Origin of the sequence: Bacillus sp. FSL R7-0672 (genome assembly GCF_038601465.1) — a bacterium.
Lineage (GTDB): Bacteria > Bacillota > Bacilli > Bacillales > Bacillaceae > Bacillus > Bacillus pumilus.
This window is the reverse complement of record NZ_CP152010.1, coordinates 2,385,213-2,405,922: the sequence shown is the minus strand read 5'-3', so window position 1 is coordinate 2,405,922 and position 20,710 is coordinate 2,385,213. Positions and strand designations below refer to the sequence as shown.

General features: G+C 41.9%; 21 protein-coding genes and 1 other annotated feature (1 of these 22 running past the window's edge). Of the genes, 20 read left to right on the top strand and 1 reads right to left on the bottom strand.

Annotated elements, in window-relative coordinates; all coding sequences use genetic code 11:
• Positions 1-204 (top strand) — a binding site (T-box leader); it begins 5 nt to the left of the window's first position.
• A gap of 80 nt (positions 205-284) precedes the next feature.
• The 15 genes from alaS to MKY18_RS12115 all read left to right on the top strand — a co-directional run bounded on the left by alaS (position 285) and on the right by MKY18_RS12115 (position 15,958).
• Positions 285-2,921, top strand: coding sequence for an alanine--tRNA ligase (gene alaS, locus MKY18_RS12185; protein WP_342497520.1), 2,637 nt, complete (start codon positions 285-287; stop codon positions 2,919-2,921).
• Between the two features lie 89 nt (positions 2,922-3,010).
• Complete coding sequence (locus MKY18_RS12180; protein ID WP_024718370.1) at positions 3,011-3,277, top strand: IreB family regulatory phosphoprotein; 267 nt, start codon at positions 3,011-3,013, stop codon at positions 3,275-3,277.
• Between the two features lie 3 nt (positions 3,278-3,280).
• Positions 3,281-3,697 carry a Holliday junction resolvase RuvX gene (gene ruvX, locus MKY18_RS12175; RefSeq protein WP_003216519.1) on the top strand — a complete coding sequence of 139 codons (417 nt, stop codon included), beginning with the start codon at positions 3,281-3,283 and terminating at the stop codon, positions 3,695-3,697.
• Positions 3,698-3,712: 15 nt separating this feature from the next.
• Positions 3,713-3,997 carry a DUF1292 domain-containing protein gene (locus tag MKY18_RS12170; protein WP_003216483.1) on the top strand — a complete coding sequence of 95 codons (285 nt, stop codon included), beginning with the start codon at positions 3,713-3,715 and terminating at the stop codon, positions 3,995-3,997.
• A gap of 154 nt (positions 3,998-4,151) precedes the next feature.
• Complete coding sequence (locus MKY18_RS12165) at positions 4,152-4,718, top strand: biotin transporter BioY (protein WP_065098507.1); 567 nt, start codon at positions 4,152-4,154, stop codon at positions 4,716-4,718.
• Positions 4,715-6,178, top strand: a complete 1,464-nt coding sequence (locus MKY18_RS12160; RefSeq protein ID WP_342497519.1) for an acyl-CoA synthetase — start codon at positions 4,715-4,717, stop codon at positions 6,176-6,178. The genes MKY18_RS12165 and MKY18_RS12160 overlap by 4 nt, the downstream gene beginning before the upstream one ends.
• Positions 6,166-7,254, top strand: coding sequence for an acetyl-CoA C-acyltransferase (locus MKY18_RS12155; RefSeq protein ID WP_065098506.1), 1,089 nt, complete (start codon positions 6,166-6,168; stop codon positions 7,252-7,254). The genes MKY18_RS12160 and MKY18_RS12155 overlap by 13 nt, the downstream gene beginning before the upstream one ends.
• Positions 7,255-7,327: 73 nt before the next feature.
• The gene (gene mltG / locus MKY18_RS12150) at positions 7,328-8,410 is read left to right on the top strand and encodes an endolytic transglycosylase MltG (protein WP_065098505.1); all 1,083 of its coding nucleotides are present in this window, start codon (positions 7,328-7,330) and stop codon (positions 8,408-8,410) included.
• Between the two features lie 210 nt (positions 8,411-8,620).
• On the top strand, positions 8,621-9,286 hold the full coding sequence (locus MKY18_RS12145) for an O-methyltransferase (RefSeq protein ID WP_003216230.1): 666 nt from the start codon (positions 8,621-8,623) through the stop codon (positions 9,284-9,286).
• Positions 9,283-10,212: a peptidase U32 family protein gene (locus MKY18_RS12140; protein ID WP_065098504.1), complete on the top strand. Its 930-nt coding sequence runs from the start codon at positions 9,283-9,285 to the stop codon at positions 10,210-10,212. Before MKY18_RS12145 ends, MKY18_RS12140 begins: the two co-directional genes overlap by 4 nt.
• A gap of 20 nt (positions 10,213-10,232) precedes the next feature.
• Complete coding sequence (locus MKY18_RS12135; RefSeq protein ID WP_065098503.1) at positions 10,233-11,501, top strand: U32 family peptidase; 1,269 nt, start codon at positions 10,233-10,235, stop codon at positions 11,499-11,501.
• 7 nt (positions 11,502-11,508) lie between these two features.
• The gene (gene udk, locus MKY18_RS12130; protein ID WP_065098502.1) at positions 11,509-12,141 is read left to right on the top strand and encodes a uridine kinase; all 633 of its coding nucleotides are present in this window, start codon (positions 11,509-11,511) and stop codon (positions 12,139-12,141) included.
• Positions 12,142-12,958: 817 nt separating this feature from the next.
• The gene (gene greA / locus MKY18_RS12125; RefSeq protein ID WP_003216248.1) at positions 12,959-13,432 is read left to right on the top strand and encodes a transcription elongation factor GreA; all 474 of its coding nucleotides are present in this window, start codon (positions 12,959-12,961) and stop codon (positions 13,430-13,432) included.
• Positions 13,433-13,482: 50 nt separating this feature from the next.
• Positions 13,483-15,225 (top strand): penicillin-binding protein 2, encoded by a 1,743-nt coding sequence (locus tag MKY18_RS12120; RefSeq protein ID WP_342497517.1) that lies wholly within the window; start codon positions 13,483-13,485, stop codon positions 15,223-15,225.
• 67 nt (positions 15,226-15,292) lie between these two features.
• Positions 15,293-15,958 (top strand): YrrS family protein, encoded by a 666-nt coding sequence (locus tag MKY18_RS12115; protein WP_106066924.1) that lies wholly within the window; start codon positions 15,293-15,295, stop codon positions 15,956-15,958.
• Between the two features lie 223 nt (positions 15,959-16,181).
• Here MKY18_RS12115 and MKY18_RS12110 read toward each other — a convergent pair whose 3' ends face one another.
• A complete protein-coding gene (locus tag MKY18_RS12110) occupies positions 16,182-16,385 on the bottom strand; it encodes a YrzA family protein (RefSeq protein WP_034620637.1) in 204 nt (67 codons plus the stop codon).
• 186 nt (positions 16,386-16,571) lie between these two features.
• Between MKY18_RS12110 and MKY18_RS12105 the strand changes: the two genes are divergently transcribed.
• The 5 genes from MKY18_RS12105 to MKY18_RS12085 all read left to right on the top strand — a co-directional run bounded on the left by MKY18_RS12105 (position 16,572) and on the right by MKY18_RS12085 (position 20,346).
• On the top strand, positions 16,572-17,213 hold the full coding sequence (locus tag MKY18_RS12105) for a class I SAM-dependent methyltransferase (protein WP_065098499.1): 642 nt from the start codon (positions 16,572-16,574) through the stop codon (positions 17,211-17,213).
• A 14-nt stretch (positions 17,214-17,227) separates the two neighbouring features.
• On the top strand, positions 17,228-17,923 hold the full coding sequence (gene mtnN, locus MKY18_RS12100; protein ID WP_044139580.1) for a 5'-methylthioadenosine/S-adenosylhomocysteine nucleosidase: 696 nt from the start codon (positions 17,228-17,230) through the stop codon (positions 17,921-17,923).
• 46 nt (positions 17,924-17,969) lie between these two features.
• Positions 17,970-18,893, top strand: coding sequence for a cysteine synthase family protein (locus MKY18_RS12095; protein ID WP_044139579.1), 924 nt, complete (start codon positions 17,970-17,972; stop codon positions 18,891-18,893).
• A 1-nt stretch (position 18,894) separates the two neighbouring features.
• Positions 18,895-20,043: a bifunctional cystathionine gamma-lyase/homocysteine desulfhydrase gene (locus MKY18_RS12090; RefSeq protein WP_065098497.1), complete on the top strand. Its 1,149-nt coding sequence runs from the start codon at positions 18,895-18,897 to the stop codon at positions 20,041-20,043.
• Between the two features lie 72 nt (positions 20,044-20,115).
• The gene (locus MKY18_RS12085) at positions 20,116-20,346 is read left to right on the top strand and encodes a YrhC family protein (RefSeq protein ID WP_041815772.1); all 231 of its coding nucleotides are present in this window, start codon (positions 20,116-20,118) and stop codon (positions 20,344-20,346) included.
• The last annotated feature ends 364 nt before the right edge of the window (positions 20,347-20,710 follow it).

The following is a 20,710-nucleotide window of genomic DNA, read 5'->3' as shown; positions in this document are numbered from 1 at the left end:
TTCAATGACGGACCCGAGTACGTTAAAAAGCTGTTGCAGAGAGAGGCTTTATTTTGCTGAGAAAAGCCTTATCAGACCTTTAACGGAAGCTAGTCCCGAGTGCAGATAAACACTGCCGCTCTCTTCCGGCGTTATCGGATGTGAAGGTGATAGACGAATAGGTCTATAATCAGGGTGGTACCGCGAGAGCATCTCGTCCCTGTGTAAGTCGTTTTGTGCTTGCATAGGGCGGGGTGTTTTTTCGTTTGTGTGGAGATTGATGAATGATAAGGGAGGATTTTTGAATGAAAACTTTAACTTCAGCGCAAGTACGCCAAATGTTTTTAGACTTTTTTAAAGAAAAAGGACATGCTGTAGAACCGAGTGCATCACTCGTACCGCATGATGATCCGACACTTTTGTGGATCAACAGCGGCGTGGCAACATTAAAGAAATACTTTGATGGCCGCGTTGTACCTGAAAATCCGCGTATTTGCAACGCGCAAAAATCGATACGTACAAATGATATTGAAAACGTAGGAAAAACGGCACGCCATCATACGTTCTTTGAAATGCTCGGCAACTTCTCTATTGGTGATTATTTTAAAGAAGAAGCGATCGAATGGGCGTGGGAGTTCCTTACAAGTGACGAGTGGATTGGTTTTGACCCGAATTTGTTATCTGTCACTGTCCATCCAGAGGACGAAGAAGCGTATGTACTATGGAGAGATAAAATTGGTGTACCAGAAGAACGTATTATTCGCCTTGAAGGCAACTTCTGGGATATTGGCGAGGGCCCAAGTGGACCGAATACCGAAATTTTCTATGACCGCGGTGAATCATACGGTGACGACATGAACGATCCAGAATTATATCCCGGCGGAGAAAATGAGCGTTATCTAGAAGTGTGGAACCTAGTGTTCTCTGAATTTAACCATAATCCAGATGGGTCATACACGCCGCTTCCGAAGAAAAACATTGATACAGGGATGGGGCTTGAACGAATGGTATCTGTCATTCAAAACGTGCCAACGAATTTTGATACAGATCTATTCATGCCAATTATTCGTGCAGTTGAGACCATTTCTGGAGAAAGCTATGGCGAGACAAAGGAAAAGGATACAGCATTCAAAGTCATTGCGGACCACATCCGAACGGTTGCCTTTGCTGTAAGTGATGGAGCGCTTCCTTCCAATGAAGGCCGCGGGTATGTGTTAAGACGTTTGCTTCGCCGTGCCGTGCGTTATGCAAAAACCATTCACATCCATCGCCCGTTTATGTTTGACCTAGTTCCAGTTGTGGCGGAAATCATGAAGGATTTCTACCCAGATGTACAAGCGAAAGAAGAATTTATTGCGAAAGTCATCAAGAATGAAGAAGAACGCTTCCATGAAACACTGAACGAAGGCTTAGCTATTTTGTCAGAAGTCATCAAAAAAGAAAGAGACAAAGGCAGCACGCAGATTTCAGGTGAAGATGTATTTAAGCTGTATGATACGTATGGATTCCCTGTCGAGCTCACAGAAGAATATGCAGAAGATGAGAATATGACAGTGGATCGAGAAGGCTTCCAGTCTGAGATGGAGAAGCAGCGTGAACGTGCAAGAAATGCGAGACAAGATGTCGGCAGTATGCAGGTTCAAGGCGGCGCTTTAGGAGATATTAAAGTAGAAAGCACATTTGTTGGCTACGAAAATCTAACGGCAGATGCCCATATTGTCGAATTGCTTCAAAACGGTGAAATTGTTACAGAAGCACATGAAGGCGATACAGTGCAAATTTTGTTAGATGAAACACCTTTCTATGCGGAAAGCGGCGGACAAGTGGCTGATAAAGGGACATTGAAAAGCGCTGAAGTGATCATTGACATCAAAGATGTGAAAAAGGCGCCAAATGGTCAGCATGTTCATGAGGGAGTAGTCGTAAGCGGTACAGCCAAAAAAGGACTTGAAGTCACTGCGGAAGTGGAACCAGCTCTTCGAAAAGGCATTGTGAAAAACCATACAGCGACACATCTTTTGCATCAGGCGCTAAAAGACGTTTTGGGTAGCCACGTGAACCAGGCAGGATCATTGGTGAATGAAAATAGACTTCGCTTTGACTTCTCTCACTTTGGACAAGTCACAAAAGAAGAATTGTCTCAGATTGAAAAAATGGTGAACGAAAAGATCTGGGAAGGCATCTCTGTTGCTATTGACCTGAAGCCGATTGCTGAAGCAAAAGAAATGGGTGCAATGGCGCTCTTTGGCGAGAAGTATGGTGATATTGTCCGAGTTGTCCAAGTAGGCGATTACAGCATCGAGCTATGCGGCGGCTGTCATGTGCAAAATACTGCGGAAATCGGGTTGTTTAAAATTGCATCTGAATCGGGTATTGGTGCTGGAACACGCCGGATTGAGGCGGTGACTGGTAAAGGGGCATACGAAGAATTAAATGACCAGCTGACGATTTTAGAGCAGGCAGCGAGTGAGCTGAAGTCAAATACGAAGGATGTACCAAAACGTATCGCGTCATTACAGGCAGATTTAAAAGAGGTTCAAAGAGAAAACGAATCTCTTCTTGCAAAATTAAGCCAGGCTGAAGCAGGCTCTATTTTAGAGAAAGTGACAGAAATCGGCGGAGTAAAAGTGTTAACTGAAAAAGTAAACGCGAAAGACATGAACCATTTAAGAACAATGGTTGATGACTTAAAAGCCAAATTAGGATCAGCTGTCATTGTGCTCGGAGCCGTTCAAAACGGAAAAGTAAACATTTCAGCAGGAGTGACAAAAGACGTCATCGAAAAAGGTCTGCATGCAGGGAAACTTGTGAAACAGGCAGCTGAAATCTGCGGCGGAGGCGGAGGCGGACGCCCAGACATGGCACAAGCAGGCGGAAAACAACCGGAAAAGCTAGAAGAAGCACTGGCAATTGTCGAAGAATCTGTCAAATCCGTTTTATAATCAGGCGATGTAGTGTAGAATAATGGTATTAGATGAGCGGTTAGAAAAAAGCTTGCTAGTAGAATGTTGGAAGAGAGGTGCAAGAAGCAGTGAGTTCATTTGATAAGACAATGAAGTTTAACTTCTCTGATGATTCAGCTGAAACCAATGTGAATGAAGTGCTCATTACAGTATATGATGCACTCCAAGAAAAAGGATACAACCCGATCAATCAAATTGTCGGATACTTGCTGTCAGGCGACCCTGCTTATATTCCAAGACATCAGGATGCTCGCAACCTAATTCGTAAACTAGAACGAGACGAATTAATTGAGGAATTGGTTAAATCGTACTTAGAGACACATAAAGAGGCGTAAAACATGAGAATTTTAGGCTTAGATTTAGGCACGAAAACCCTTGGTGTTGCGATCAGTGATGAAATGGGCTGGACAGCGCAAGGGATTGAAACAATTAAAATTGATGAAGCAGGCGGAGACTTCGGTCTCAGCCGCCTGTCCGAAATCGTCTCGCAATATGGAACGGATAAAATTGTACTTGGTTTTCCAAAAAATATGAACGGTACGGTCGGTCCTAGAGGCGAAGCCAGCCAATCATTTGCGAAAGTGTTAGAAAACACGTACAATGTTCCTGTTGTGCTTTGGGACGAGCGCCTGTCGACAATGGCAGCGGAAAAAATGCTCATTTCTGCAGATGTGAGCAGACAAAAGCGTAAAAAAGTCATTGATAAAATGGCGGCTGTTATGATCCTGCAAGGGTACTTAGACAGCTTAAATTAAAATGAGGTGAATCAAATGGAACACGGAGAAAAGCAAATTACAATCGTTGATGATAATGGAAATGAACAGCTTTGCGAAGTACTATTTACTTTTGAAAGCGACCATTTTAACAAATCATATGTTCTTTACTACCCAATTTCTGAGCAAGACAATGAAGAAATTGAAATTCATGCATCAAGCTTCACGCCGAACGAAAACGGTGAAGATGGCGAGCTAGAGCCTATTGAAACGGATGAAGAGTGGGACATGATTGAAGAAACGTTAAATACGTTCTTAGATCAAGAAGAAGACGAAGAATAGAACGAATAAAAGGCCTGTGAACGGATCTTAGTGATCTTTCTTCACAGGTCTTTTTTTGCGATCAATATGTTAACTTTATTTTATTTTATGTTGACATAATAAACTGTACCTTTTACTCTATTTTTAACAATGTATTGAGTGAGGGGTATGGAAATTGAAAATTCAAGATATGATGCAAATGGCGCTAATGACTGCGGTTATCGGGATGTTAGGATTGATCCCGCCGATTTTACTTACGTTTACACCTGTACCCATCACATTGCAAACGGCAGGTCTTTTGCTTGCTGGGGGGCTGTTAAAGCCAAAACAGGCACTGATCAGTTTACTTCTGTTTCTCTTGGTTGTGGTAGCAGGCGCACCTCTTTTGTCAGGTGGCAGAGGCGGAATAGGGGTCTTTTTTGGACCAAGCGGTGGATTTTTACTTGCTTATCCAGTGGCTGCCCTCATGATTAGTTTGTGGATCAACCGTCTGAAAAAAATAACCGCTCTGCGTCTTTTTATGATCTATGCGGTATGCAGTATCGGAATTTTGTATCTATGCGGCATTCCTTTTCAAGCGATGATGATGGATATCAAGGTCACTCAGGCAGCTCTTCTTAGCCTGATTTATATTCCAGGTGATCTCATCAAAGCGGGCATATGTGCCGTTCTCACGGTGAAAATCATTGCGGCGATGTCATATCGAAAAAGGGATGTGCATAAAGGGAGGCGTGCAGTTTGAACAGAATAACGGAAAGCTATACATTACATGCAGAAATGAACCCAGATCATATCGCCATCATTGATGGACAAGAAAGGATCACTTATCAAGATTGGTATGAGCGTGTCCGGCTATCAGCGCAATGGTTACAACAAACGGCTCATGAGCAAAAAAGAGTCGCTTTTTTATTATCAAATGGTGCTTCTTTTCTCCAAATATTTGCTGGCGCTGCTTCTGCAGGGTGGACAGCTATCCCGCTTGATCCGAGATGGAGCCATGAAGAATGTGTAGAAAAGCTTTTGTTAAGTGAGGCAGCTCTCGTCATTATCGAGGATCGATATTTAAATAGATTTGAAAAGTACAGCGAAGACATGCATGTTCTTTCTTTATCTGAATGGAAGGAAAAAATGAGCCTCATCATACAAGGTCCATCTAACAAATGCGACAGCGAGAACGACCCTATCTTTTATATGGGATTTACGTCAGGATCAACGGGTTCACCTAAAGCCTTTATCAGGCGTCAGCAGTCATGGATCGAAAGCTTTCGAACGACAGCTGGTACGTTTGGAATCACTCATCAAGATCATGTTCTTATAACAGGTACACTCTTATCCTCTCACTTTTTATATGGTGCCATCAGTACATTATACTTTGGCGGCACAGTGACGCTTTTAGAAAAATTTACGCCAGTGAAAGCGAAGAAAGCCTTACAGACAGGAGACATTACTGTGATGTATACTGTTCCGACAATGACAGAATCGTTGCTGGAAATAGACGCTTTTGAGAGAGATAATCCGCTTCTTGTCATATCATCTGGAGCAGATTGGGGCATTCCTTCAAAGAAACAACTCGTGACCAACTATCCGCATGTGACATTTTTTGATTTTTACGGCACATCAGAGTTAAGCTTTGTTTCCTACTTATCTTCAAATGACTTTTTGCAAAAACCTTCTTCTGTCGGACAGTCTTTCTCTCCCATTCAAATTGAAGTGAGGCGAGCTGATCAAACTGTCTGCCAGCCAAATGAGATAGGAAGAATTTATGTGAAGAGCCCGATGTCTTTTGCAGGCTACTTACATGAAGTGAAACCGCCGGAAGAGTGGATAACAGTTTATGATATGGGCTGGCTGGATGAAGACGGCTATTTATATATGAGCGGACGTGAAAATGGCATGATCGTCTATGGAGGGCTGAATATTTTTCCAGAGGAAATTGAGCGTGTGCTAAATGAACAGCCAGAGGTGAAGCGATCGGTTGTAGTTGGCGTTCCTGACCCATATTGGGGTGAAATCCCTGTTGCCATTATTGAAGAAGGACAGCACACAAAGAGGATTCGGCAAGCTGTCAAAGAAAAACTGGCGGCCTACAAGGTGCCTAAAAAATGGCTTGTCATTGATCAAATAATTGAAACATCCGGCGGAAAAATAGCACGTGTCAGCATGAAAAAGTGGGCGGAGGAACAATTGTCATGCAAGCAGTAATTGTACAAGCAAAACGGACACCCTTCGGTGATAAAAACGGGATGCTGAAGGATTATCGTCCAGAGCAATTAGCCGCGCCCCTTATTCAGTATTTGTCTAAAAGGATGACACCGGACGACATCATATTAGGAAATGTTGTAGGAGGCGGCGGGAATATGGCTCGTCTGTCCTCATTAGAAGCAGGGCTTTCTTTAGGAGTACCTGGTATGACGGTTGATAGGCAGTGTGCTTCAGGTCTAGAAGCAATCCGAACAGCTTGCGTCATGGTTCAATCAGGGGAAGGTTCAATGTATATCGCTGGCGGAACTGAGAGCATTTCCAGATCACCAATGAAAGAAAGAGCACGCTTTTCACCGGAATGGATAGGAGATCCGGCTATGGGAGAAGCAGCAGAGCTGACCGCTTCGAGATTTTCTGTCACAAGAAAAGAACAAGATGACTATGCGCAATTAAGCTGGGAAAGAAGTATAGACGCAATCAAACGTGGTACATATTCTGAAGAAATCGTTTCGATTGACGGACTGAGCATAGATGAAGCAGCCGCGAAAATAAGGCCGATGGCGAAACTGATCCAGCGGGCAAAGCCTGTATTTTCACCGGGAAAAGGATCTGTGACTGCCGCCAATAGCTGCAAAGAAGCAGATGGTGCAGCAGCGGTCGTTGTGATGGAAAGAGTGCTAGCGGAGGCAAATGGGTTTCAGCCAATGCTGCGATATGCCGGAAGTGCTGTTGCGGCAATGCATCCCAATTTTCCAGCTGCTGCGCCGATTGATGCGATGAAGAAACTTCTAGATCAAGAGAAAATCAAGGCAGAAGATGTTGCACTGTTTGAAATCAATGAAGCTTTTGCTCTGAAAATAGCGCTGATTGCTCGTACGCTGGATATTCCTTATGACCGAATCAATAAAAGAGGCGGTGCACTTTGTCTTGGGCATCCATATAGTGCATCGGGCGCTGCGATGATGGTGAGACTATTTTATGAAGCGCGCACCTTACCGAATGGAAGCTATGTCATGGCTGCTATTGGGAGCGGTGGCGGCATTGGTTTAGCCGTATTATGTCAAGTTCTGTCATGACATGCATGAGCAAGTAATTGCCGAACTCCGTCGAATCATGTACTATAAAAGCGAGATGTGAGGAGGGCCATGCATGTTTTCAGAACAAAAGAAACGACCATTTTTCAAAAGGAAAATGGGGATCGTCCTGTTATCTGTTCTTGCTGTCATCATCATTGCAGCATTATCAGGCTTTTTATATGTTAAATCAGCACTTGGACCGGTCGATCAAAAAAGCAAACAAACGATTAATATTCATATTCCTAATGGGACATCTGTCCGTGAGATTGCGGGCATTTTAAAAGAAAATGGGCTCATTTCGAATGACACGATTTTCACTTATTATGCAAAATACAAAAATGCGTCCGGCTTTAAAGCAGGATACTTTCATTTGAAACAAACGATGGACGCAGACACGCTGATTCAAAAGCTGACATCTGGAGGGACAGACTACGCCTTTCAGCTTGTGATTCCAGAAGGAAAACAGCTGTCTGATATTGCGGTAGTTATTGCAAATCAGACGAATTTTTCAGCGAAAGAAGTGGAAGCGAAGCTGGATGATCCTGCGTTTATTCAAACGTTAATGAAAAAATATCCGAAAACGGTGACTTCACAGGTAAATGGCAAACAGGTGAAACATCCGTTAGAAGGTTATTTATTCCCTGCGACGTATCCATTTTATCGTGAGGATGAATCACTCGAAACGATCATTGAAACGATGATTAAACAAACAGATCAATACGTGAAAACGTATGAAAAAGGCATGAAAAAGAGAAACATGTCCATACATGATGTGTTAACGATGGCATCACTGATTGAAATGGAAGCAACAGAAAAGACGGATCGCGCTAAAATCTCCAGTGTATTTTATAACCGGTTGAAAAAGGACATGCCGCTTCAAACCGATCCAACCGTTCTCTATGCACTAGGTGAGCATAAATCCCGTGTTTATTACAAAGACCTTAAGGTGAAATCTCCTTATAATACGTATAACAACAAGGGGCTGCCGCCTGGACCTATTGCAAATGCTGGCGAATCTTCATGGAAAGCCGCACTGCATCCAGATAAAACAGATTATGTGTACTTCCTTGCGAAGAAAAATGGAGAAGTCGTCTTTACAAAAACGTTAAATGAGCACAACAAAGCGAAAGCCAAATACATCACAGGCAGCAATTAATGTACATGTGAATCGAAAAAGACTGTAGACAATACAAGATTGCCTGCAGTTTTTTTCGTTGGAATATCCAATTTATAGGTTCGCAATTACCACTTCTTTGTGGTAAAATATATCGGGTTGTTTTACTTAGATGAACGAAAGATTGACGAGAAAGAGAGCTGCAACAGGCAGGACTCTTCTTTTTCAGGTCATGAAGGAGCTAGACAAATAATGACTATCGAAGATGATCAAATGAATGATTATATTGAACATTTAATTCACCCAAGTCCTGATGCAATCGCTCAATTAGAGGCATATGCAAAAGAGCATCATGTGCCAATTATGGAAAAGGTGAGCATTGAACTTTTACTGCAGCTGCTGTCGATGAAAAAGCCGAAGAAAATTCTTGAGGTTGGGACAGCGATAGGTTACTCCGCCATTCGAATGGCGACAGCTCTACCAGCTGCTGAAATTTTTACGATTGAGCGAAATGCGAAACGCTATGAAGAAGCGACACGGAACATTGAGGAATTAAAGTTAAAAGAAAGAATACACGTGTTCTTTGGTGATGCCATGGAATCGGCTAAAACAGTCCAAACGATGGCGCCCTATGATGTGATCTTTATTGATGCCGCAAAAGGGCAGTACAAACGTTTTTTTGAGCTGTTTGAACCGATGCTTGCTCATGACGGAATGATTATTACAGACAACGTATTATTTAAAGGCTTAGTGGCAACGAACTATGAAGAAGAAATAGAAGATAAACGAAAAAAACAATTAATTGGAAAAATTGATCGATACAATCAATGGCTTATGTCAAACCCTGATTTCCAAACGTGCATTATTCCAGTGGGAGACGGGATCGCCATTAGTACAAAAAGAGGTGACCAATCATGAAAAAACCAGAATTGCTTGTGACGCCAAGCAAGGTGTCAGACGTACTGCCATTAATCGAGGCGGGAGCTGATGCATTCTTAATAGGCAAACAAACATACGGTATTCGTCTTGCAGGCGAGTTTTCAAGAGAAGATGTGAAACAGACGGTTGAGCTTGCACATGCGCATCACAAAAAAGTGTTTGTGGCGATGAATGCGATTTTTCATAATGATCGTGTGCAGCTGCTTGGAGATTACTTAACCTTTCTCGACGCATTAAACGTAGATGGCGTCGTTTTTGGAGACCCAGCAGTGATCATGGCCGCCAAAGAAACAGGGGTAAGCCTGAATCTCCACTGGAGTACAGAAACGACTGGGACAAACTATTACACTTGTAACTACTGGGGCAGAAAAGGTGCAACGCGTGCTGTTCTTGCCAAAGAACTGAATATGGACAGTGTCATTGACATCAAAGAAAATGCCGAGGTGGAAATCGAAATTCAAGTCCATGGCATGACATGTATGTTTCAATCAAAACGTACGCTCATTGGCAACTACTTTGAATATCAGGGCAAACAAATGGACGTCGAAGGCAGAAATATGGAGGAAGGACTATTCCTTCATGATCAAGAGCGTCAAAACAAATACCCTATTTTCGAGGATGCAAACGGCACTCATATTATGAGTCCAAATGATGTGTGTATGATTGACGAATTAGAGGAATTTGTTGATGCAGGCATTGACTCCTTTAAAATTGACGGAATTTTAAAGTCACTTTCTTATATGACAGAGGTGACGTCTCTATATAGAAAAGCAATTGATTTATTAGCGACTGACAAAGACGCGTATGAAGATCAGAAAGAGGACTGGGTGAAGCGGATTGAAGAGATTCAGCCAGTGAATCGTTCGATTGATACAGGGTTCTTCTTTAAAGAAACGGTTTATTAATATAAGAGGAGGCAGAGGAAATGGCACTATTGAAAGACGGTATTTCTGAAATGATTGACGGGAAACGTGTCATTACAAAAAAACCAGAACTGCTTGCACCAGCAGGAAACTTGGAAAAGCTGAAAATTGCTGTACATTACGGAGCAGACGCGGTCTTTATTGGCGGAAAAGAATTTGGGCTTCGCTCAAATGCCGATAACTTTTCAATTGAAGAAATGGCTGAAGGTGTCGCATTTGCAAACAAATACGGTGCACGAATTTATGTGACGACGAATATCTTTGCCCACAACGAAAACATGGACGGGCTGGAGGAATACCTTCAAGGGATTGAAGGCGCTGGAGTAGCGGGCATTATTGTGGCTGACCCGCTGATCATTGAAACGTGTAAACGTGTCGCACCGAAGCTTGAAGTCCATTTAAGCACACAGCAATCTCTTTCGAACTGGAAAGCTGTTCAGTTTTGGAAGGAAGAAGGGCTTGAGCGTGTGGTGCTGGCTCGCGAGACAAGTGCGCTGGAAATTAGAGAAATGAAAGAAAAGGTCGATATTGAAATTGAAACGTTCATTCACGGTGCGATGTGTATTGCTTACTCTGGCCGCTGCGTGCTCAGTAACCATATGACGGCAAGAGATTCTAACCGCGGGGGCTGCTGCCAGTCCTGCCGCTGGGATTATGATCTTTATAAACTAGAAGGTTCTGAGGAAGCGCCATTATTTGGAGAGGAAGACGCACCATTTGCGATGAGTCCAAAAGACTTAAAGCTTGTCGAATCCATTCCTCAAATGATCGAAATGGGAATTGACAGCTTAAAAATCGAAGGACGGATGAAATCAATTCATTATGTAGCAACTGTCGTGAGTGTGTATCGCAAAGTCATCGACGCCTATTGTGCGGACCCAGACAATTTTGTCATTGAAGAGGAATGGTTAGATGAATTAGATAAATGTGCAAACCGCGATACAGCACCAGCCTTTTTCGAAGGTGTACCAGGTACGGATGAGCAAATGTTTGGTATTCATGGAAAGAAAACGACATTTGATTTCGCAGGTCTCGTTCTTCATTATGATGAAAAAGAACAAATCGTCACATTGCAGCAGCGTAACTTCTTTAAAGCTGGTGACGAAGTCGAATTTTTCGGACCAGAAATTGAGAATTTCACATGCAAAATTGAGACGATTTGGGATGAAAAAGGAAATGAACTAGATGCCGCTCGTCATCCGCTGCAAATCGTCAAATTCAAGCTCGATCAAAAAGTATACCCTAGCAACATGATGAGAAAGGGGAAATAACAGGCACATGAGGAGTAAACCAGTTGTCATTGGAATTGCTGGCGGCTCGGGTTCAGGTAAAACGAGCGTCACCAATTCAATCTATGAAAAATTTAAAGGACATTCCATCCTCATGCTTCAGCAAGATTTATATTACAAAAATCAAAGTCATATGCCATTTGAAGAGCGTCTGCTTACGAACTATGATCATCCGCTCGCATTCGACAATGACCTGATGTTTGAGCATTTGGAACAGCTCTTAAGGTACGAATCCATTGAAAAACCAATATATGATTTCAAGCTCAACACACGTTCAGAAGAGACTGTCCATGTTGAACCAAAGGATGTTATCATCGTTGAAGGCATCTTTGCACTAGAAGACGAACGCCTAAGAGACTTAATGGATATTAAACTGTATGTCGATACAGATGCAGATCTACGCATCATTCGCCGCATTTTACGCGATACGAAAGAAAGAGGCCGTTCAATCGATTCTGTGATTGAACAGTATGTATCTGTTGTCAGACCAATGCATAATCAATTCATTGAACCGACGAAGCGATACGCTGACATCATCATCCCAGAAGGCGGCCAAAACCATGTGGCGATTGACCTCATGGTGACAAAAATTCAAACGATTCTTCAAAGCCGAGCAGAGTAACTGATGTTGAAAAGACCTTTACATTGTAAAGGTCTTTTCAACATCATCCAGCGTGTAGACAAACCCTCGCATTCGGTGTCAGTCCTGTGCGCCGATGCTCACGAATTCGCTCCGCTTCTGTGCTCGTCCTTCCTAGAGTGCAAAGGTTTTCTATCACGCTGAAAAGAAGACAAAGAGCTAAAATAAAAACCATTTTAGCCCTTTGTCAACATCATCATAAAGAGAGTAAATACCAATATTTCACTTGTTTCTAAAAGTAGAAGCTGCTTAAATATTTTAAGAAGTAACACTTTGAATGAAAGATTTGATATGATAGGAAAACAATGATGTGAAATAGATGTAGAAAAATGTCGTTTTCAAGCTGAATATTGAAGTGGTTTCGATTTTGTAAAAGTATATTAAAAAAACGACAAACAAACCATCACAAATTTTCAAACAATTCTTGATCAAAAAGCAATTATGTAATAATATAGCATAGACATATCGTACACTGACCATATTATGTATTGGGAAGATGGAGAATGGATAAGCTATTCTTCTACATATGATCGAAATGGCGAACGAGGTACAGGAGCTTCCTGTGCCTTTCCACAGTTTGTGCGATGAAGATAGATCATCTTTGGGCCACTGAGAGTGGTTCTGTCTGAAAAAAGGCATAATAGTTGCATCTAAAAGGGACGCCATGTAAGATGGACTTTTACAAATATGGGACAGAAGGAATGAGGGCATGAAGAAGTCCTCATTCTTGTATATTTCAGTCGTCACTCACGTGCAGAAAGTATGTATGATGAGGATTAATAGAAGGAGTGAATGATTCATGGCACAAGAGAAAGTATTTCCAATGACAGAAGAAGGAAAACGAAAATTAGAAGAAGAGCTTGAACATTTGAAAACGGTTAAACGTAAAGAGGTTGTAGAGCGAATTAAAATTGCTAGAAGCTTTGGAGACCTCTCTGAAAACTCGGAATATGATTCTGCTAAAGAAGAGCAAGCGTTTGTAGAAGGGCGTATCACTACGCTTGATAATATGATTCGCAATGCCAAAATTATCGAAGATGAAGGAAACTCAAATATTGTCTCACTTGGTAAAACAGTCACTTTCGTTGAATTACCAGACGGAGAAGAAGAGTCTTACACAATCGTCGGAAGTGCAGAAGCTGATCCGTTCGAAGGAAAGATTTCAAACGATTCACCAATTGCAAAAAGCCTGTTAGGCAAACAAGTAGACGACAAAGTAACCGTTCAAACACCTGGCGGAGAAATGTTCGTCCAAATTGTAAAAATTTCATAATTACGTTTATACGATAAACACCTCGTCCACAATAGGGACGAGGTGTTTTTATGCGCAAAAAACGTAGAATTCAATGGACAGGTGCTGTTATTTTTATGCTGCTGCTTGGTCTTCTCATCAGACTGGCAGAAATTCAACTGTTTTTCACAGAATCTTTTTCAAAGCTTGATATCAATTTAATACAAGAAAGTGTCAAACAGCGTACAGAAGAAGTGGTCATTTCAGATGGCCGCGGTGAATTTTTAGATCGAAACGGCGAGGCGCTTCTCACAAAAGAACAGCCTGCAGTGATCTTATTTCCTTTCCTGCAATATGATCTTCCTCATTTAAAACAAACCGCCTCTATTCTTGAGATGGAAGAAGATGGACTCAAAAAACAGCTGACAGAAACCAAAAAACCTCTCATTCTCAAAGATGACATCACGAAAAAAAAGCTGAAAGACATCAATGATATGAAATATTCAGGTGTGTACGGCGTATATATGAAAGAGAAGGACAAAAAAAGACTTGCCCTCCACACATTAGGCTTCACGAGTGAAAATCCAGAATTGCTCAGAAAGCGTTATCCTGACAAAAAAGAGCTTTCCATCCGTACAGAAATCGGCACTTTTGGGCTGGAAAGTACCTTTGACGAATTTCTATTACCCGAGCAAGACACAAAATTGTTATATCATGTGGACGGAAGGGGAAACCCTTTGTTTGGGATGGACGTCAAATATACAGCAGAGGCTCATTCATTTTATCCTCTTCAAGTTCAAACAACAATTGATGAAAACATGCAAGCTGAAATGGAGAAAGTTCTGAAAGACCAAGGCGTCGAAAAAGGCGGGGCCGTTCTGCTCGATATTGAAAGCAGCAGTGTGCTGGCGATGGCAAGTACGCCAAACGTCACAAGCAAAAACCGGCATGAAGCAAGAAATTACATGCTGACTGCCATGGCACCAGGTTCTGTCTTTAAAACCGCTGTACTTGCCGCAGCAATCGAAAAAAACCTCGACCAGCCACAAACGATGTATGACTGTCGAAAGAATTTATATGGAGAGCCAGAAGGAACGCAGGAAGTGCTGAATCTGTCTGAGAGCTTTTCGCAGAGCTGTAATTATACCTTTGCAACACTTGCTGACAAGCTGATCCAAACAGATGATCAAATCATCGAAAAGACGGCTGCAAAGCTTGGACTCATTGATCGAGCTGGCTGGGAAGGGGATGTCTATCATAAGCAGCATTTCAAACAGTTTGATCGTGAAGAAACCGGCAATGTGTGGGGGGATAAAAGAGACAAGCATGTCAAAAAAGCCATTGCTCAAACCGCAATAGGGCAAAAAAATGTCAAAACGACTCCTTTGCAAATGGCCAATATGATGGCGTCGATTGCGAGAGGCGGAGAACGAAAAGAAGTGAAAATCGCTGAAAAAGTGCTGTATCAAAACGGAACAACGATGTTAACCTTTCAAAACAAACGACCAGAAGGAGGCAGTATTGACCGCTATACAGCTCAAAAGCTGCAAAAGTACTTAAGGCAGGTGGTGACATCTGACAAAGGAACAGGAAGAAGGTTTCAAGACCTTCCATTTGATGTGGCGGGGAAATCAGGCACTGCCCAAACCGGCAGTAAAGATAAAAAGGGGAATCCGCTTTATCATAAATGGTTTGCTGGATACTTTCCGGTGGAAAAACCAAAATACGCCCTAGTCGTTGTTCACCTTGATGAGGCAAGTGGCCGGGCTAAGACAAATGATGCGTTTTATGATATTGTAAAAAAGGTCAACGAAATTGAAAAGAAACAGACATAGAACATTCCTTCATGTCATGTTAGAATAGTAACGACTTAGGGAACAGAGGCAAAGGAGTGCAGAGATTTTGAGTAGAAATTCTCGATTTGAACATCGTGATAAGCGCAGAAAGGCCAATATGGTGCTTAACATATTAATTGGTATCGTTGTGGTGCTTATTTTGGTTGTCGCAACGAGTTTATTAATTTTTAATAAACCGAAAGACATAGATGTTGCGAAAGAACCATCAAAAACGGCGCCTGCAACAAGTGAAAACAAACAAAAATCAGATGAAGATGTGAAAGATCAAAAGAAAGACACATCCGATGATTCAGATGCAACAAAAGATGACTCATCTGATCAAGACGACGATACGAAGAAGTCAGATGATGAAAAAGAGCCTAATAAAGATGCGTTAAAAGATGCCAAAGAAACAGATGGCGGCAAAACGAGTGACGTAGACAAAACATACGAAAGCGATGACTGGGAGCCCGTAGGAACAGAGCAATCCGGTTCACATACAGCAACCTATGATTCTAACTCAAAAGACTGGAAAGAAATGATGAAAGCCATGTCCTATGCGACGGGAATTTCAGAAGATCAAATGACAGTTATTTGGTTAGGAAATAACGGAGGCCCTCAAGATGCAAAGGGAACTATCCGTGACAAATCAACAGGCGAACGCTACCGCGTGGAAATCACATGGGTAGATGAAAAAGGCTGGAAACCTGTAAAGGTTGAAAAATTAAAATAAACATAAAAAAGATAGCAGCCACGCTATCTTTTAGATTGATGACAAAGGGCTAAAATGATTTCATTTTAGCCCTTTGTTTTCATTATAGCTCAGCGTGAGAGAAAACCTTTGCGACTCGTACCGGAGCGAATTGAAGATTCGTGAGCACCTGCACGCAGGACTGACACAGAATGCGAGGGTTTGTCTCCACGCTGTAAGATAGCAGTCATGCTATCTTTTTTATTCAGATATTCGCCTTAAAATGAACAACCGCTGTATACAAAATCCGGTCATCGATCACAGTCGTTTGATGACTGACAGAATGAACGGTCAGCAGAATTGCCTGATTATGTTCAATTTGTTTTTGGATCTTTTGTTCAAGTTCTTTTAAAGACGATGCTTCAAAGAATTCAATTTTATCCTTTAGAAAATCCAACTGAAAATCCATTTGATTCACCTCTCCATACTCTTCATTCATCTTAATCTCTCTCCTCTAAAAGAGCAAATATTTTTCTACCCCTCCCAGTATTTTTTAGTAGGAAAGAAACTGAAGATGTGGTAGGATAGGAACTGTTCGACGAATTAAAACATACTATACGCATAGGAATAAATAGATAAAGTGGAGGGAAAGAAAATGGGACGTGAGTTTCTTTCTGTATTTGATCATTGGGCTGACTCTTATGACGACACGGTAAGTGGTCATGATGAGCAGTATGAAGAAGTGTTTCGCCGGTATTCGTTTATTTTAAAAGAAATTGTTCGCCGTGCAGGTCAAGATGTTCTTGAGTTTGGAAGTGGCACGGGGAATTTAACAGCGGCACTGCTCGCAGCTGATAAGAACGTGTTTGGTGTTGAACCATCAGACGCCATGAAGAAAGCGGCTCTTCAAAAGGGTATACCCGATGTGTTTCATGATGGGGATTTTTTATCATTTCCAGCGGCGCCATTTGAGCCTGATACAATTGTCAGTTCATATGCTTTCCACCATTTAACGGACGAAGAAAAAAAACAAGCCATTCACACCTATAGCAACATCCTTCACTCAGATGGTAAAATAGTCTTTGCTGATACAATGTTTCAAAATCAAGCAGCACATCAAGCTGAAATTGACAAAGCGAAAGCGGCAGGATTCGATCAGCTTGCTGAGGATTTAGAAACGGAATATTATCCATCCATCGATGTGCTAAAGCAAATCTTTGAAGAAGAAGGTTTTAGTACGTCCTTTCATCAAATGAATGATTTTGTTTGGATCGTAGAAGCGAAGAAAAGGGAATGAAAGGATGTTTTGATTTGAAAATCGCAGTCATAGGTGCAATGGAAGAAGAAGTGACGATATTAAGAGATCAACTAAAGAATGCTACACAAGAAAACATCGCTGGGTGTGAATTCACAACAGGTGTTTATGAAGATAAAGAAGTGATTTTATTAAAATCAGGGATTGGAAAAGTGAATGCAGCGGTTAGCACAACACTTCTGCTTGACCGCTTTCAGCCGGATTATGTGATCAATACAGGATCAGCTGGCGGTTTCCATCACACATTAAATGTAGGGGATATTGTCATCTCTACTGATGTTAGACATCATGATGTGGATGTCACGATCTTTAATTACGAATACGGACAAGTACCAGGATTGCCAGCTGCTTTTGTTGCAGACGAAAAGCTTGTGAAGCTGGCAGAGGAATCGGCTTTAGAGATCGATCATATTCAAGTGGCAAAAGGTACGATTGCAACTGGAGATTCGTTTATGAATGATCCGGGTCGTGTAGCGTTTGTGAGAGAGAAGTTTCCAGAGCTATATGCGGTGGAAATGGAAGCCGCAGCCGTTGCACAAGTTTGCCAGCTCTTTGGAACGCCATTTGTTGTCGTTCGAGCGCTATCTGATATTGCAGGGAAAGAATCCAATGTCTCATTTGATCAATTTCTTGAGCAAGCAGCGATTCACTCAACCGACCTTGTCTTGCGTATGATAAAGCAAACTCAATAAAAGAAGGGGATTCCCCCTTCTTTTCCATACAAAGGAAGGGAATCATATGGCTGTCATACAGGATATTACAGAATTAATTGGCCGCACACCGCTTTTAAAACTGTCAGGAATCGGCATCCCGGAAGGTGTAGAGGTATATGCAAAGCTTGAAATGATGAATCCGGGTGGAAGTATTAAAGATCGTTTAGGTGATATGCTCATAAGAGAAGCATTGGCATCTGGCAAATTGCGCCCTGGCGGAACCATCATTGAAGCAACTGCTGGAAACACAGGAATTGGGCTTGCCCTCAGTGCAAGAAAGCATCAATTGCGGACCATTTTTTGCGTACCAGAACATTTTAGTCAAGAAAAACAACAGCTCATGAAGGCGCTCGGTGCAGACATTATTCATACACCAAGAAAAGAGGGCATGAAGGGTGCGATTGATCGAGCCCTTGAACTAGAGGCAAGCCTTGACAATGCCTATTGCGTTTTACAATTTAAAAACCAAGTAAATCCATTGACTTACTATAAGACGCTTGGTCCAGAATTATGGTCCGACCTGCAAGGAAACATCGATGTATTCGTGGCAGGAGCGGGATCTGGCGGGACTTTTCAAGGGTGTGCTGCCTATTTAAAAGAGCAGCATCCTGCGTTAAAAACAGTTGTTGTCGAACCTGAAGGATCGATTTTAAATGGAGGAGATCCGGGTCCGCATAGAACGGAAGGAATCGGTCTTGAATTTATCCCAGATTATATGGAATCTGCTTTATTCGATGAGATATATACCGTCAGTGATGATGATGCTTTCCAAATGGTGAAAGAAGCTGCTGAAAAAGAAGGCGTTCTCATCGGGAGTTCTTCGGGTGCCGCGTTATTTGCCGCTTTAGAAGAAGCGAAGAAGGCAGCACCTGGGACAGTCATCGTCACCATTTTCCCTGACAGCAGTGAACGGTATTTAAGTAAAGGCATTTATGAGGGAGGAAAATAAAATGAAACCAAAAACAATGATGATACACAGTGGAACAACTGGTGATGAAAAAACGGGCGCTGTGTCTGTACCTATATACCAAGTGAGCACATATAAGCAGCCGAAAGCAGGCGAACATACAGGATATGAATATTCAAGAACAGCGAATCCAACAAGAACGGCACTAGAGACCGTCATTCGTGACCTTGAAGGAGGAGCAAACGGCTACGCATTTGGTTCAGGAATGGCTGCCATTACGGCAGTGATGATGCTGTTTAACAGCGGAGATCATATTGTCCTGACAGATGACGTATATGGCGGAACGTACCGCGTCATCACAAAGGTACTCAACCGTATTGGCATTCAAGCGACCTTTGTTGATACAAGTGATCCTGAAGCAGTGAAAAAGGCGATTTTACCTGAAACAAAAGCGGTTTACATTGAATCACCAACCAATCCTTTACTGAAAATGACTGATCTCAAAGCGATCGGCCAATTGACAAAAGAAGCTAACATCTTAATGATTGTTGATAACACATTTTTCACACCTTATTTCCAAAGGCCAATTGAATATGGAGCGGACATTGTCCTGCATAGTGCCACTAAATATTTAGGCGGTCACAGTGATGTCGTAGGTGGGCTTGTTGTAACAGCGACGGAAGAGCTTGGGGAAGAACTGCATTTTGTTCAAAATTCTACTGGTGGAATTCTTGGACCGCAGGATTCATGGCTTCTCATGAGAGGAATCAAAACGCTTGGACTAAGAATGGAAGCACATCAGCAAAATGCACAGAAAATCGCTGAGTTTTTAGAACAACATCCAGCAGTCACACGTGTTTATTACCCAGGTCTTGATGCTCACCATGGACATGAACTTGCAAAAACGCAAGCATCAGGATACGGCGGCATGATCTCTTTTGATATTGGAAAAGAAGAACATGTCGATGTGTTTTTAAGTCAGCTTAAACTGTTTACGATCGCAGAAAGCCTTGGAGCGGTTGAAAGCTTAATCTCTGTTCCTGCTCGAATGACTCATGCGTCCATTCCAAAAGACCGCCGCGAGGAGCTTGGCATCACTGATGGGTTAATTCGTATATCCGTCGGGATTGAAGATGTGGATGATTTACTGAATGATATGAAGCAGGGACTAAACGCACTAGTGAATGGATAGATTTACATGCCACTACCTTTCTTTTACTATGTTAAGCTATCAATAGACATGTTAAACAGGAAGGTGATTCAAGTGAAGAAAAAGTGGAGTGGTTTAGTGACAGATTACAAGCAGTACGCTTTTATTTTGCTTGCTGTCAGCACCTTTTTATATATTGGTACGATCATACCAAACCAACACATCGAAGCATCTCCAAAAATGCTGATGATGGGAATTGATTGTGTTTTCTTATTAGCAGCTTTTCTTTGTGTGAGACGCGCGATCTTTTTTCAAAAGAAACTGCAAGAACTAGATGAAGATTAATTCGAAAAGTCTCCTCATTTACGTGAGGAGGCTTTTTTGATTGTATTGGACAATCGGACAAGAATAAATGTAGAAATTTAGTCAAACACACAAAAATCATCTTTTTTACTAAAAACAGGTTTACAAAATGGTGCTTGCTGGATATACTAACAAAGTAATTAAAAACGTAAAGGAGGCTGAAGAATATGTTATTCGTTTCTATTGTCATCAAATCAACAAATAATTTCATCATGTCATCAGCCTGTGGAAGAGCTCGTGTCCTTCCTTTACCTTATACGGTGCACACGCTTCAAAACTGTTAAAGTAAACGAGGATTTTACGTATCATCCATTGCAGGTTGGAAGACACTGTCTTTTGATCTGCA